A 13,657-nucleotide genomic window follows, 5' to 3' on the forward strand; every position below is an offset into this window, starting at 1 on the left:
CTTGTTGAAACATCCTATGGGATGTCATATATTGCGACATGAAACGTGTTGTGCTGGATACCAATATTCTGGTGGCGGGCCTGCGCAGCAGAAACGGCGCATCTTTCGGCGTTCTCAGTCTTGTTGCAGACAGGGTGATCATACCGTTGGTCACCACAACCTTGTTCTTGGAGTATGAGGCCGTTCTCAAACGCCCGGAACTGCGAGGTATGACAAACTTGTCTGTTGCTGACATGGAATTATTCCTGCGGGAGCTCGCTGCTCTGGCAAAGCCGGTTGACGTTCATTTCAGTTGGCGCCCGCAAAGCTCCGATCCGGCTGATGAAATGGTTCTGGAAGCTGCGGTAAACGGTCGTGCAGATGCGTTGATCACCCATAATCTAAAGGACTTGGCCGAAGCAGCTGCACGTTTTGGAATTCCAGCGGTGCTTCCAGGCGTATTCTTGCAGGAATGGAAAGATGAGTAAGGCAACCTATCCTTTAAAGCTGCCCGCTTCCGTAAAAGAAGCCGCTGCTCGGCTGGCAAAGTCAGACGGTGTCTCGCTTAATCAATGGATTGCGTCGGCGGTTGCGCAGAAAGTCGGTGTAATGGAGACAGCGGAGACTTTCCTCGCGGCGAGAGCCGGCTCTGCGCGTGGGACGGGCCTCGCAAGCATTCTTCATAAAGTCGCTGATGTCCCACCGGATGCAGGCGACGAGATGCCGGACATATTAAAAAATCAGGAATGAAGTTCACCCGATCAGCATGAACTTGTCGACATCCACCAGCCCGCGATCCGAAATCTTCAGGTGAGGAATAACCGGCAGTGGCAGGAAGGCGAGTTGCAGGAACGGCTCCTGCAACGTGGCGCCCAATGCAAAAGCGGCCTGGCGCAGGTCGTGCAGCGTGTCGCGCACGCTCTCATAGGGCTCGAGGCTCATGAGGCCGGCGACGGGCAGGGCGATTTCGCCGGTCACCTTGCCGTCTTCGACCACGACGAAGCCGCCTTTGATCTCACCGAGACGGTTGGCTGCCATCGCCATATCGTCCACGTTCACGCCGACGACGCAGATGTTGTGGCTGTCATGGCCGACGGTCGATGCGATGGCACCTTTCTTCAGGCCAAATCCCTGCACGAAACCGTTGGCATGATTGCCGTTCAAACCATGCCGCTCGATAACCGCTACCTTGATGATATCGCGGCCGAGATCGATGCCGGTCTGGTTGCCGTCGGCTGGCAGCTTGAAACGGCGGTGTTCGGTGATGATCTTGCCCGGCAATACCCCGATGACCGAGCTTTCGCCTTCGGTATAGGGCACGCCAAAGGCGGCGGCGTTCACATGGCCGGCTTTGACGCTATCCAGCCCCACGGGCGCGACGGAACGGCGAGAGGCAAACAGCTCATCCGTGACACGGCGACCGCCGCAGAACACCATCTCCGCCCGGCACTTTTCCAGGCTATCCACCACAACGAGATCAGCTCGCCAGCCCGGGGCGATGAGACCGCGATCTTTGAGCCCGAAGGCGCGCGCCGCGGAAAGGGAGGCAGCGCGATAAACGGCCAGACGATCCGCTCCGTGAGCAATGGCTTCGCGGATCATGTGATCGAGATGGCCTTCTTCGGCGATGTCGAGCGGATTGCGGTCGTCGGTGCAAAGGGCAAGATGAGGCGACAGCCGTTCCGTGAGCAGCGGCAGCAACGCATGGAGATCCTTGGAAACGGACCCCTCACGCACCAGGATGTGCATGCCCTTGCGGATCTTTTCCAAGGCTTCTTCCGCCGAGGTGCATTCGTGATCGGTGCGGATGCCGGCGGAGAGATAGCCGTTGAGATCCAGCCCGCGCAGCAGCGGTGCATGCCCGTCGATATGGCCGCCCTGGAATGCTTCGAGCTTGGCGAGGCAGGTCGGGTCCTTGTAAATGACGCCGGGAAAATTCATGAACTCCGCAAGGCCGATAACCTTGGGATGATCGCGGAATGGCAACAGCTTCTCGATCGGCAGATCGGCGCCGGAGGTTTCGAGATGGGTTGCCGGCACGCAGCTCGAAAGCTGCACGCGGATATCCATGATGGTTTCGAGCGCGCTGTCGAGGAAGAACTGGATGCCCTCGATGCCGAGCACATTGGCGATCTCATGCGGATCGCAGATCACCGTGGTCACGCCGTAGGGCAGGACGCAGCGGTCGAATTCATGCGGGGTGACGAGCGAGGATTCGATATGCAGATGGGTGTCGATGAAACCGGGAACGACGGTCTTGCCGGAAATGTCGATTTCCTTCGTGCCGGTATAGGTGCCGTAGGTGCCGACGATCCGATCGCCGCAGATGGCGATGTCGGACGCGACAAGCTCGCCAGTCGCGAGATCGTAGAATTGGCCGCCCTTCAGGACGATGTCCGCCGGTATCCGCCCGGTGCCTTGGTCGATGAGGCGTTCGAGACGTTCGGACATGGCGCGTTTCCTGTTTCTGAAGACTTCGGCCGTTGAATATCAGCCTTCTCAAAATAGCCCTCTCCGCAGATATCACGGAGAGGAATTTGCATGAATGGCAACCGTTCAGGCGATCGCGTGGAGCACCTTGCGGATGCCGTCTATCAGTTCGTCGATCTGCTCGGTCGTGATGATCAGCGGTGGCGAGAGCGCGATGATGTCGCCGGTGGTGCGGATCAGGAGGCCGCTTTCATAGGCCTTGAGGAAGGCCGAGAAGGCGCGCTTGGTCGGCTCGCCGGCGATCGGCGAGAGCTCGATGGCGCCGATAAGGCCGATGTTGCGGATGTCGATGACGTGAGGGCAATCGGCCAGCGTATGCAGCGCCTTTTCCCAGTAGGGAGCAAGCTCGGCGCCGCGGGTCAGCAGGCCTTCGTCGCGGTAGGTATCGAGCGTGCCGAGGGCAGCGGCGGATGCGATCGGATTGCCTGAATAGGTATAGCCATGGAAGAACTCGATCATGTGCTCCGGGCCGCTCATGAACGCATCGTGGATTTCCGAGGTAACGAACACCGCCCCCATCGGGATCACGCCGTTGGTCAGGCCTTTGGCGGTGACGATGATGTCCGGCCTCACATCGAAATACTGGGCGGCAAACGGCGTGCCGAGGCGGCCGTAGCCAGTGATGACTTCATCGAAGATCAACAGGATGCCGTGCTTGGTGCAGATATCGCGCAGCTTCTGCAGATAGCCCTTCGGCGGGATGAGGACGCCAGTGGAGCCTGCAACAGGCTCGACGATGACAGCTGCGATGGTCGAGGCATCGTGAAGCGTCACGATGCGCTCCAGTTCGCTTGCAAGATCGCCCCCATGTTCCGGCTGGCCTTTGGTAAAGGCGTTCTTCTCCGGCAGGTGTGTGTGTGGCATGTGATCGACGCCGGTGAGCAGCGTGCCAAACATCTTGCGGTTGGAGACTATGCCGCCGACGGAAATGCCGCCGAAGTTGACGCCGTGATAGCCGCGCTCGCGACCGATCAGGCGCGTGCGCGATCCCTGGCCTTTCACCTTCTGGTAGGCCAGTGCCACCTTGAGGGCGGTATCGACGGATTCCGAACCGGAGTTGGTGTAGAGAACATGGTTCATGCCTTCAGGGGCGATGTCCACGAGGCGGTTCGCCAGTTCGAAGGCCTTGGGATGACCAAGCTGAAACGCCGGCGCATAATCAAGTTCGCCGGCCTGCTCGCGGATGGCCTCGGTAATCAGCGGGCGGCAGTGCCCGGCATTGACGCACCACAGACCTGCGGTGCCGTCCAGCACCTGTCTGCCATCGCTGGTGGTGTAATGCATGTCCTTGGCGGCCACGAACATGCGCGGCTCCTTCTTGAACTGACGGTTTGCCGTGAACGGCATCCAGAAGGCGCGCAGGTCGTTGGGCGTGGCATTTCGGTTCGACATATCGTTCTCCATGGCCCCGTGAGGCCATTTCCCCGTAAGTGGTTTGGAATCTTTACTCTTCGGTCAAACTATCAGGGCGATTCGAGGCGTCAACCCTGCCTCTTCCTCGCGCATTTTCCCCAACAGACATCCTAAAACCGCCACGCAAACCTGCGTCTTTGAGGAAGCTTAACCAGTTTGCTGCACAGTGCAGGCGCTCGTATCCGAAACGGCTTCAGGACGATGATCTTGCGAAATGTCGTGGCCGCTGTGGCCCTTGTTGTGCTCGGCCTGTTTCTCGTGCAGGCGCGGGCCGAAGAAACGATCGTAGACGGCGCTTTCGACCAGGCGAAGGATGGTTTCTGGGGCGCGGGCGATGTCGTTTTGTCGCGAGAAGGCGGAGAATTGTGCGCCTCCGTGCCAGCCGGCGGTCAGGCCTGGGATCGACTGATGGGCGTCAGCGACATCAAGCTGAGGCCCGGAACGTCCTATCGGCTTGCGCTGAAGGCCGAAAGCCGCGACCCTCATGATTTTTCCATCCTCGTACAGCGCGCAGCCGAGCCCTGGACCGCCCAGGCAAGCTTTGAAGGCCGCGCGGGCGAAGAAGCGTTCGCCCTTTCAACCACATTCGTCGCCAAGGAAGCCGACCCCGCACAGCTTGTCTTTCATCTGGGCGGTGCGCCAGATCCTTGGCGTTTGTGCATTGACGACGTGACGCTGGCTGCTGTCGAAGCGACGCAGCCGACCGGCAGCGAGGGGGAAACGGAGCGGCAATCGCCGGGACCGAGCCCGCTTGAGGCGCTGCCGCCGCTCGTCAATCAGGCCGGGTATTTTCTGGATGGCCCCAAGCGTGCGACGATCATCTCCTCGTCGGAAAAGCCCTTGGCCTTCACGCTCGCCGATGAGGCGGGCCGGACGGTTGGGGAAGGCGTGACTAGGCCCGGCGGCTTCGATCCGACCGTTGGCGCGGATACCCAGATCGCCGATTTCTCGGCCTTCCGGCGTGCGGGGGATGGATATCGCATCGTTGTCAACGGCGCGCAAAGCGTGCCGTTCGCCGTGGGGCGGGACGTCTATTCGCAGTTGAGGATTGATGCGCTGTCCTGGTTTTACCCGCAGCGCAGCGGTATCGCGATCGATGGCGACATCGCCGGCGAAGTCTATGCACGGCCGGCGGGCCATATCGGCGAGGGTGAAAACAAGGGGGATACCGATGTGTCCTGCCTTGGCGGGCCGGTTGCCGAGACACTCTATGGTGACTGGCGCTGTGACTACCGGCTCGATGTTTCCGGCGGCTGGTATGACGCGGGCGATAACGGCAAGTACAGCGTCAACGGCGCGATCTCGGCTGCACAACTGCTCGGCGCCTTCGAGCGTGGCCGGCTGTTCACGGCAGGCGCCTCGGCGATGCTGGGCGACAGCCTCTCGAATATCGCGGAAAACGGAAACGGTATTCCCGACGTTCTCGATGAAGCGCGGTGGGAGCTGGAATTTCTGCTGAAAATGATTGTGCCGGAAGGGCAGCCTCTGGCCGGAATGGTGCACCACAAGATCCACGACACGGCTTGGACGGGCATTCCGCTTCTGCCGCATATGGACGCCGAGGAGCGGATGCTGCACCGACCCTCGACAGCGGCAACGCTCGATCTCGCGGCTGTTGCCGCCCAGGGCGCGCGGTTGTATGCGCCCTATGACGAGGACTTTTCCCGAAAGTTGCTTGCCGCCGCCCGAAAGGCATGGCTGGCCGCGGCCGCCAACCCCGTTCTCTACGCACCGTCATCCGATGGCATGCAGGGCGGCGGCGATTACAACGACGACGATATCACCGACGAGACCTACTGGGCGGCGGCCGAACTTTTCATCACCACGGGCGAGAAGAGATATCTGACCGCGCTCCACGGTTCGCCCTATTGGGCGGGTCCTGTGTTTTCTCCCGCAGGTGCCTTTCACTGGCGCAATCCCGCCGGGCTTGGTCGCATCAATCTGGCGCTCTACGGCGAGAAGCTGCCGAAGAACGATCTCTCGATGATCCGGAAAAGCGTCGTTTCCGCTGCGGGCAATTTCCTCAAGCTGCAGCAGAAGGAGCCGTTCGGCCAGATCTACCGCCCAGCCGAGGCGCGTTACGACTGGGGATCGAACCACGCCATTCTGCAAAACATGATCGTCATGGCCGCAGGCTATGATCTGACCGGTGACCGCGCGCTTCTGGACGGCGTGCGCGAAAGCATGGACTATATTCTCGGGCGCAACGCCATGAATATGTCCTACATCACCGGTTACGGCGCGGCTTATCCGAAAAACCAGCACAGCCGCTGGTACGCGCATCAGGTCGACCAGCGCTTTCCCAATCCTCCCGTCGGCTCACTTGCCGGGGGGCCGAACTCGACACCGGTCGACGAGATCGCGCGCGCACGCCTTCAGGGATGCGTGCCGCAGACCTGCTACGCCGATGACATCGAGGCCTTCGGGAGCAACGAGATCGCAATCAACTGGAACGCGCCCCTCGTCTACGTGGCGTCTTTCCTTGCGGATGCACGCTGACCACCGTCAAATTCAACTTGTTGCGCGATTTTCTGCAAGCCCGGCACAACCTTGTCGTGCGATCAGAAGAGCGCTCCCGAATGAGCGGATCAAGGGCAATATCGCCGTGATTTCGGGGTTATGATCACTGCCTGCCGCGCCCGGACTCGTTATCCCGGCGCGGCAGGTCAAACGCCTGATGTTGGATGTCCGGGGACCTGATCCGTTCATCATCAACAGGAGGCGGGTGCAGACGACCCAAAGGCATCGCCGGCAATTCTTCTACCCGGCAAAGCGGGCAGACAGGCAGGTTTCAGGCACGCAGCTGCTTCAGCGGCTTTACGTTTTCGTCTTCGGCCGGATAGATTTCCTTCAGCGTATCCAAGACCTTAATCACGGACTCCGAAGAGCAGGAATAGTAGATTGTCTGCGCGTCGCGGCGGGTCGTGACCAGATTCTGGGCGCGCAGCTTCGAAAGGTGCTGGGAGAGCGCCGACTGGCTAAGCCCGACCTGTACGGCAAGAGCGCCGACCGCCATCTCTTCCTTGATCAGCGAGTTCAGGATCAACAGCCGCTTGGGATTGGCCATGGCGGACAGGAATTCGGCAGCGATCTCGGCTTTCTGATGGGTTTCAGGGGAAATTTCGGGCATTGCGCACTCCGATGCGGGCTCTCATCAAGCTTAGTCATACAAATCAAGCCGGGATAATTAGCCGTGATGCATGAAAGGGCAACCGGGCACTGCAAGAATTAGGGGTATTTGAGTCAAGTTAACCGTAAAGCCGCACAAGCAGCGGTCGCAATTCTGATACACTTTGCAAAGTTTCGTTAAATTCGAGCCGCTTGAGCTGGTCGCCGAGGGCGAGATCGAGGCCTGCGGCGTCTATGCCGCAGATCGTCCAGCCGTCTCCCGTAGCCTTGCAGAAGGTCTGCGTATAGCGCGTCGCCGCGTCGGCATGATCGCTGTTCATGTGCTCGATCGCCCGGCTTTCCATGGCTGCGAGGTCGGCAATGGCAGGTGAGACGATCAGCAGATCGTCGCCGTCAAGCAGATAGGCGCGCCCAAAACCGCCGTTCAGGCTGGCGCGTTGCGGCGTCAGTCGGAAGAAGGCGAAATCGGGAAAGTCGATGTAAAGCTCGGCCTTGGGATGGCGCCGCAGAAAGCGTTCACGAAGGCCCGCATGCCGGTCATGCTCGCGCTCCACCTTTTCGGCTGCGCATTGAACGGTCAAACGTGGGTGGGCCAGCGGATCGCCCTTGCCGATGTCTCCCACCAGAAGAGAGCAGCGATTGTCGGCGGCAAGTGCCTGTGTGTGGGTCGAAAGATTGGATACGAGGATAACCGGGGTGCCATCCGTGTCGATGCCGATCAGGGTGCGGCTGACAAAGGGAAAGCCGTTTTCGCCGGGTTCCAGGACAGCGAGCGCGGCGCTTCGAGCCGATCGCAACAGCGTGCGCGCAAGCCTGCGCGCCTCGTCATTGGTCTCGCGCAGCACGGAAGGTTTCTCGCTCATGATCGTCATTTTCCCTGAAACGGTCAGGGACGATCACTAGCGCATAAATCCTAAAACGGAAATCTGCAAAGTTGAGTGTTGGATGAAAGTATGAACGTCGTTCCATCCCTCCCGGCGATGCCGCGGAGGGATGGAACGAGGGCCGTTTTAGGCACCCCTGTTCTTGTGTCGCGTCAGGCTTTCGACGACGTTCTGTGCATTGATCGTGCCGATGATCGCGCCGTTCTCTACGACGCCGATGCTGCCTGGTTGGCGTGACATGGCATCGAGGATGTCGACCAGCGGCGTTGTCGGCTTGGCGGTCGCGCTGACGCCGGCGGTATCGCGGCTTGCCCCGTGGCTCATCACGTCCATGGCCGTCAGCATGGTGATCGGGTTCATGTGCTGGACAAAATCGGCGACATACTGGTTGGCCGGGTTCTTGACGATCTCCTGCGGCGTGCCGCACTGGATGATGCGCCCGCCTTCCATGATGGCGATGCGGTTGCCGATGCGGAAAGCCTCGTCCAGATCGTGGCTCACGAAAAGGATGGTCTTCTTCAGGCGGCGCTGGAATTCGAGCAGTTCGTCCTGCAGGCGGGTGCGGATCAGTGGGTCGAGCGCCGAGAAAGGCTCGTCCATCAGGAGGATCGGCGCGCCTGTCGCAAAGGCGCGGGCAAGGCCGACCCGCTGCTGCATGCCACCCGACAATTCCTGAACCTTGCGGCCGGACCATTTGGTGAGGTTCACCAGTTCCAGTTGCTCTGCGACACGTTTCTTCATCTCGGCTTCCGGCACGCCGGCAAGCTCGAGGCCGAAGCCGACATTGTCGGCAACCGTGCGCCACGGCAGCAGCGCGAACTGCTGGAACACCATCGACACCGTGTGCATGCGGAAATCGCGCAGCGCCTTGGTGGTCGTCTTGTAAGGGTTGAGCGAGCCGTTGCCGGTCTTGACCTCGACGCTGCCGCGCACGACAGGGGCAAGGCCGTTAACGGCGCGCAGAAGCGTGGATTTGCCCGAGCCCGACAGGCCCATCAGCACGAGGATTTCGCCCTCGTGGATGGAGAGCGAGGCATCGGCGACGCCGAGCACCAGCCCGGTTGCCGCGCCGATCTCGTCGCGGGTCTTGCCCTGATCGACCATGGCGAGGGCCGCTTCCGGCTTGTTGCCGAAGACAATGTCGACATTCTTGAAAACGACGGCCTCGGTCATGCGGCGTCTCCTTCATCCGACGAGCGGAACAGGCGGTCGAGGATGATGGCGAGCACGACGATGCAGAGGCCGGCTTCGAAGCCCATCGAGATGTTGACGGTGTTCAGCGCCCGAACGACCGGAACGCCGAGGCCCTTGGCGCCGACGAGCGCGGCGATCACCACCATCGACAGGGAGAGCATGATGGTCTGGGTCAGGCCCGCCATGATCTGAGGCTTGGCGAAAGGCAGCTCGATCTTGCGCAGCACCTGGGAGGGCGTTGCGCCGAAGGACACGGCCGCTTCCACCAGCGACGGCGGGGTCGAGATGATGCCGAGACGGGTGAGGCGGATCGGGGCAGGGATGGCGAAGATCACGGTGGCGATCAGGCCCGGAACCATGCCGAGGCCGAACAGGATGAGCGCCGGGATGAGATAGACGAAGGTCGGGATCGTCTGCATCAGATCGAGGGCGGGTCGCAGGATGGCGTAAAACCAAGGGCGACGGGCAGCCGCGATGCCGAGCGGCACGCCGATCAGCATGCTGACGCCCGTTGCGGCGAGAACCAGCGCCAGGGTTTCCGTCGTTTCCTTCCAGAAACCCTGATTGACGATCAGGAGCAGCCCGAGGAAGGTGAACAGGGTAATACCAAGCGAGCGGCGGAAATACCAGGCAAGACAGCTGATCAGCACGATCATCGCCAGCGCATAGCCCAGCTTGCCGCCGGGGCTGGTAAGATAGGGGCCCTGCAGCACGAACAGCACGACATCAATGCCGGCCTGCAGCACGACTTTCAGGAAGTCGAACACGCCTTCGCCATTGGTCGTCAGCCAGTCAACGACGGCTTTGGCCCATGGGCCGATAGGAATCTTGGTAGTTGTCAGCCAATCCACGAATTGAGATCCGATTTCAAAAGTTGATGGAGCATCTACAGGCTAAAATTCTCGATAGCAGGGCTGCAGACAGGGGGTGCGATGCGCGTCTTCATACGGGCGGAAGGGCCCGCCCGTAAGAGACAATAGCAATCGTCAGATCAGGCTTGAAGCATGGCGAGCAATTTTCTGCCCACGCTTCAAGGTTCCGCATTCATGCGTGTCATCCGCGCAGAACCGCCTCAGGCGATCCTGCGCGAAGATATCAGAGGCCCAGTGCGGTCTTGACCGCGCTGGCGGCGTCTGCGCCGTCCTTTGTGGTCACGCCGGCGAGCCAAGGCTCGATGGCGGTCGGGTTGGCCTTCAGCCATTCGGTGGCGGCCGCTTCCGGGTCCTTGCTCTCGTTCAGGATCTTGCCCATGATCTCGTTTTCCATCTGGAGCGAGAACTTGAGGTTCGTCAGAAGCTTGCCGACATTCGGGCATTCCGTGACGTAGCCGGCGCGGACATTGGTGAAGACGGTTGCGCCACCGAAGTTCGGCCCGAAGATGTCGTCGCCACCCGAGAGGTACGTGAGCTTGAAGTTGGCGTTCATCGGGTGGGGTTCCCAGCCGAGGAAGACAATCGGGCCGCCATCCTTTTCAGCGCGGGCGACTTCGGCAAGCATGCCCTGTTCGGAGGATTCGACCACTTCGAAGCCGCTGAGCTCGAACGTGTTCTTGTCGACCATGTCCATGATCAGGCGGTTGCCGTCATTGCCGGGTTCGATGCCGTAGATTTTTCCGCCAAGCGCATCCTTGTGCGTGGCGATATCCTTGAAGTCCTTGATGCCGAGTTCGGCGCCCTTGGCGTTGGTGGCGAGCGTGTATTTCGCGCCTTCGAGGTTGGGACCGAAGGATTCGACCGACTTGTCATCGAGGAAGGGGCGAACGTCGTTTTCCTGGGTCGGCATCCAGTTGCCAAGGAAGACGTCGATGTCCTTGTTCTTCAGCGACTGATAGGTGACCGGCACGGACAGAACGGTGGTTTCCGTCTGGTAGCCGAGACCCTTCAGGATGGTGCTGACGGTTGCTGTGGTCGCGGTGATATCGGTCCAGCCGACATCGGAAAAGCGAACGGTGCCGCAGCTTTCCGGCTCGGCCGCAAAGGCGGTTGATGCACCGAGAGCAATAAGCGAAACGGTCGCGGCTGCTACGAATTTCAAAGAGAATATCTGGTTCATTTTGTCGTTCCCCTGGCACTGTGTTTTTAGCCAATCACCAATTTTTCGCCTTTTCAAGCGCCTGGTGTTGGCCGGAGTGTATTGAGACAATCGGCCGACGCGCCCGCCCAATGCGACGTTACATGTCGCAATGCTGATGGATTGGCGCCTTTCTCGTTTTTCTGTGATTTTTGAAATTGGAGACTGGTGTTCCTCGTTCTGTCTGTTCATGAACGGGGAAAGCATACGGGGACTGCACGCCATGGCCAAACTCTATTTCAGCTATGCCACCATGAATGCGGGGAAATCCACCCTGCTGCTGCAGGCGTCCTATAACTATCAGGAACGCGGTATGCGCGTTCTGGTGCTGATCGCCGCCTTCGATGATCGCGCCGGCAAGGGCCGTATTTCCTCACGTATCGGACTGAGTGCCGAGGCAACGGCGTTCGGCCATGAAGACGACCTCTATGCAATGATCGAAAAGCAGCACGCGGACGAGAAGATTGCCTGTGTTTTTGTGGACGAGGCGCAGTTCCTTTCGGAAGAACAGGTCTGGCAGCTGGCGCGCGTTGCCGATCGCGTTGGTATTCCCGTCATGGCTTACGGGTTGCGCACCGATTTCCAGGGCAAGCTCTTTCCCGGCTCGATGGCGCTGCTCGCCATCGCCGACGAACTGCGCGAGGTGCGCACCATCTGCCATTGCGGCCGCAAGGCGACGATGGTGGTACGGCTTGACGGAGAGGGGCGTGTCGCACGCGAAGGCGCTCAGATCGAAGTCGGCGGCAATGACAAATATGTCTCCTATTGCCGCAGGCATTGGGAAGACCTGATGAGCGAGGCGTGACCGCTTTCCTGCGATGCAGGCTTTGTGCGAAGGTAGCGCTTTCTACCTTAGGTTCGTCATCATGCCCCGTCTTCTTTTTTCACTCCTCTGTCTCTGTCTTTCTGCCGTCACCACCCGTGCGGATGGCGACGTAGACGCCGGTGCCGCCGTGTTTCGCAAATGCGGGGCCTGCCATACGGCAACCGAGCCGCTGAACCGAGTTGGGCCAAGCCTGCTGGGCGTAATTGGCCGTCCCGTGGCAACAGCGCCGGACTACACCTATTCCTCCGCCATGACGGAGTTTGGCGCTGACGGTAAAGTCTGGGATGAGGCGCGGCTTTCGGAGTATCTCCTCAGCCCCAAAGCCATGGTGCCAGGCACCAAGATGGTCTTTGCGGGGCTGAAGAAACCGACGGATATCGCCAACGTGATTGCCTATCTTAAATCAGTGGTTTCGCCCAAATAGCAATATTCGTCGCTACAACCCTTGTGCTTCAACGTCCGGGGACCATTATATAATCCGGCCGGGCACTGAATAATCCGCCGCGGCGATGCGTTATCACGCGCAAACAGGGGGAAAACCGATGGCGACACTTCAGAATTTTGAAAGCGAAATCGAAAAGACCCGCGGGATCGTGCAGGAAATGCGCGGCAAGATGGATCAGTCCGCCGTCGTGCTCGATCAGTTCGCCAAGGCCGACACCAAGCTAGGTGATGCCAATTTCGACATCGAAAACGCCCGCATCGAGGATGTCATCCGCCAGCAGAAGATGATGGAAGGCAATATCGCCGACCTGATCATCGGGCTTGAGGATGCGACCAATGTTTTCGGCGCCGAATTCGAAAGCATGAAGACCTTCACCGGCTACGAGAAATTCATCGGCATCTTTTCCAAGCAGAGCGCGCAGCGCATGCGCACCGATCGCGTTCGCAACATGTCGCTTGCCGGCAATCTGCAGGAGCTGCTTTCCAAATCCGATACCATCGTCGGTATCCTCAAGGAACAGAAATCCGTCCTCGACCAGCGCTACAAGACCTCCGAGGCGAGCCTTGTGCAGGTGATCGAGCGGCGCAAGGGGACGATGGCCAATCTGCAGGAGGTGCAGAAGCGCATCGAGGAACTGAACCCGATGCTGATGGACATCGAAAACCGCATCGCGGCTTCGACCGACCAGATTTCGCGCACCCAGCTTGAGGGCGAGCGTTCGGTGCTGGCGACGGAATACAACGAGAAGCAGGCCAAGGAGCAGGAACTGCTGGCCGAAAGCCAGACGCTGGAACGCTACACCTCTATGTTCCAGACCTTCGTGGATTCGCTCAATAACCAGATTGCCGCGCAGAACACGCTGATCAACAAGCTGACGATCGATACCGAGCAGCGCATCGTGCTCTACAAGGCGCTGGAAGATTCGCTGAAGACCGCGGCCCAGCAGGAAGTCGCCCACAAGATCAACACGCTCGGCAGTCAGGTGGACACGGCAGCGGAAGAGACCATGGCCGGCATCGGCTCGGCGGCACAGCGCCATATCGGCGATCTCCTGGAGATGCACGAGAAGAACATGCTCTCGACGCAGGATATCCAGCGGCGCAAGAAACTGGCCGACGATGCCTTTGCGCGTCGGTTCCAGGCGGTGATGGATAAGCACAACGCCGCGAATTACGTGAAGTCGTGATTCCGATGGCCGATTCTGGAGTTTGGGGTGTCTTACCCCCC

Annotated in this window: 13 protein-coding genes; 6 read left to right on the plus strand and 7 right to left on the minus strand. The window is 59.9% G+C overall.

Annotation, left to right across the window (positions count from 1 at the left end; all coding sequences use genetic code 11):
* Positions 1-38: 38 nt before the first annotated feature.
* Both BLX89_RS05710 and BLX89_RS05715 read left to right on the plus strand, forming a co-directional pair.
* On the plus strand, positions 39-467 hold the full coding sequence (locus BLX89_RS05710) for a putative toxin-antitoxin system toxin component, PIN family (protein WP_075289673.1): 429 nt from the start codon (positions 39-41) through the stop codon (positions 465-467).
* On the plus strand, positions 460-729 hold the full coding sequence (locus BLX89_RS05715) for a toxin-antitoxin system HicB family antitoxin (RefSeq protein WP_075289674.1): 270 nt from the start codon (positions 460-462) through the stop codon (positions 727-729). Before BLX89_RS05710 ends, BLX89_RS05715 begins: the two co-directional genes overlap by 8 nt.
* A 3-nt stretch (positions 730-732) precedes the next feature.
* Here the strand turns inward: BLX89_RS05715 and ade are convergent, their stop codons facing one another.
* Entirely contained in the window at positions 733-2,430 is a 1,698-nt protein-coding gene (ade, locus tag BLX89_RS05720) for an adenine deaminase (RefSeq protein WP_075289675.1), read from the minus strand.
* Positions 2,431-2,535: 105 nt separating this feature from the next.
* Positions 2,536-3,861 carry an omega-aminotransferase AptA gene (gene aptA / locus BLX89_RS05725; RefSeq protein WP_075289676.1) on the minus strand — a complete coding sequence of 442 codons (1,326 nt, stop codon included), beginning with the start codon at positions 3,859-3,861 and terminating at the stop codon, positions 2,536-2,538.
* Between the two features lie 222 nt (positions 3,862-4,083).
* Here aptA and BLX89_RS05730 point away from each other — a divergent pair, with 222 nt between their 5' ends.
* A complete protein-coding gene (locus tag BLX89_RS05730) occupies positions 4,084-6,381 on the plus strand; it encodes a glycoside hydrolase family 9 protein (RefSeq protein ID WP_075289677.1) in 2,298 nt (765 codons plus the stop codon).
* Positions 6,382-6,673: 292 nt separating this feature from the next.
* On the opposite strand, the gene BLX89_RS05735 is transcribed toward BLX89_RS05730, so the two are convergent.
* The 5 genes from BLX89_RS05735 to BLX89_RS05755 all read right to left on the minus strand — a co-directional run bounded on the left by BLX89_RS05735 (position 6,674) and on the right by BLX89_RS05755 (position 11,141).
* On the minus strand, positions 6,674-7,012 hold the full coding sequence (locus tag BLX89_RS05735; protein ID WP_075289678.1) for an ArsR/SmtB family transcription factor: 339 nt from the start codon (positions 7,010-7,012) through the stop codon (positions 6,674-6,676).
* Positions 7,013-7,130: 118 nt separating this feature from the next.
* Positions 7,131-7,874 carry a HugZ family pyridoxamine 5'-phosphate oxidase gene (locus BLX89_RS05740; protein ID WP_075289679.1) on the minus strand — a complete coding sequence of 248 codons (744 nt, stop codon included), beginning with the start codon at positions 7,872-7,874 and terminating at the stop codon, positions 7,131-7,133.
* A 147-nt stretch (positions 7,875-8,021) separates the two neighbouring features.
* Positions 8,022-9,068 carry a choline ABC transporter ATP-binding protein gene (choV, locus tag BLX89_RS05745; protein WP_075289680.1) on the minus strand — a complete coding sequence of 349 codons (1,047 nt, stop codon included), beginning with the start codon at positions 9,066-9,068 and terminating at the stop codon, positions 8,022-8,024.
* On the minus strand, positions 9,065-9,940 hold the full coding sequence (gene choW, locus BLX89_RS05750) for a choline ABC transporter permease subunit (RefSeq protein ID WP_075289681.1): 876 nt from the start codon (positions 9,938-9,940) through the stop codon (positions 9,065-9,067). Before choW ends, choV begins: the two co-directional genes overlap by 4 nt.
* A gap of 244 nt (positions 9,941-10,184) precedes the next feature.
* Positions 10,185-11,141 carry a choline ABC transporter substrate-binding protein gene (locus BLX89_RS05755; RefSeq protein WP_075289682.1) on the minus strand — a complete coding sequence of 319 codons (957 nt, stop codon included), beginning with the start codon at positions 11,139-11,141 and terminating at the stop codon, positions 10,185-10,187.
* Positions 11,142-11,382: 241 nt separating this feature from the next.
* Between BLX89_RS05755 and BLX89_RS05760 the strand changes: the two genes are divergently transcribed.
* From BLX89_RS05760 to BLX89_RS05770, 3 genes are all read left to right on the plus strand, one after another.
* A complete protein-coding gene (locus BLX89_RS05760) occupies positions 11,383-11,964 on the plus strand; it encodes a thymidine kinase (RefSeq protein ID WP_075289683.1) in 582 nt (193 codons plus the stop codon).
* A gap of 61 nt (positions 11,965-12,025) precedes the next feature.
* Positions 12,026-12,409 (plus strand): c-type cytochrome, encoded by a 384-nt coding sequence (locus tag BLX89_RS05765; protein WP_075289855.1) that lies wholly within the window; start codon positions 12,026-12,028, stop codon positions 12,407-12,409.
* Between the two features lie 118 nt (positions 12,410-12,527).
* Complete coding sequence (locus BLX89_RS05770) at positions 12,528-13,616, plus strand: hypothetical protein (RefSeq protein WP_075289684.1); 1,089 nt, start codon at positions 12,528-12,530, stop codon at positions 13,614-13,616.
* The last annotated feature ends 41 nt before the right edge of the window (positions 13,617-13,657 follow it).

Origin of the sequence: Pararhizobium arenae, assembly GCF_001931685.1 — a bacterium.
Classification (GTDB): Bacteria; Pseudomonadota; Alphaproteobacteria; order Rhizobiales; family Rhizobiaceae; genus Pararhizobium; species Pararhizobium arenae.

Excerpts from the sequence above, each read along its gene's own strand:
- BLX89_RS05710 (WP_075289673.1), top strand. The coding sequence starts at position 39 with ATGAAACGTGTTGTGCTGGATACCAATATTCTGGTGGCGGGCCTGCGC.
- aptA (WP_075289676.1), bottom strand. The coding sequence starts at position 3,861 with ATGTCGAACCGAAATGCCACGCCCAACGACCTGCGCGCCTTCTGGATG.
- BLX89_RS05765 (WP_075289855.1), top strand. The coding sequence starts at position 12,026 with ATGCCCCGTCTTCTTTTTTCACTCCTCTGTCTCTGTCTTTCTGCCGTC.
- BLX89_RS05730 (WP_075289677.1), top strand. The coding sequence starts at position 4,084 with ATGATCTTGCGAAATGTCGTGGCCGCTGTGGCCCTTGTTGTGCTCGGC.
- BLX89_RS05740 (WP_075289679.1), bottom strand. The coding sequence starts at position 7,874 with ATGAGCGAGAAACCTTCCGTGCTGCGCGAGACCAATGACGAGGCGCGC.
- ade (WP_075289675.1), bottom strand. The coding sequence starts at position 2,430 with ATGTCCGAACGTCTCGAACGCCTCATCGACCAAGGCACCGGGCGGATA.
- BLX89_RS05715 (WP_075289674.1), top strand. The coding sequence starts at position 460 with ATGAGTAAGGCAACCTATCCTTTAAAGCTGCCCGCTTCCGTAAAAGAA.
- BLX89_RS05755 (WP_075289682.1), bottom strand. The coding sequence starts at position 11,141 with ATGAACCAGATATTCTCTTTGAAATTCGTAGCAGCCGCGACCGTTTCG.
- BLX89_RS05735 (WP_075289678.1), bottom strand. The coding sequence starts at position 7,012 with ATGCCCGAAATTTCCCCTGAAACCCATCAGAAAGCCGAGATCGCTGCC.
- BLX89_RS05760 (WP_075289683.1), top strand. The coding sequence starts at position 11,383 with ATGGCCAAACTCTATTTCAGCTATGCCACCATGAATGCGGGGAAATCC.
- choV (WP_075289680.1), bottom strand. The coding sequence starts at position 9,068 with ATGACCGAGGCCGTCGTTTTCAAGAATGTCGACATTGTCTTCGGCAAC.
- BLX89_RS05770 (WP_075289684.1), top strand. The coding sequence starts at position 12,528 with ATGGCGACACTTCAGAATTTTGAAAGCGAAATCGAAAAGACCCGCGGG.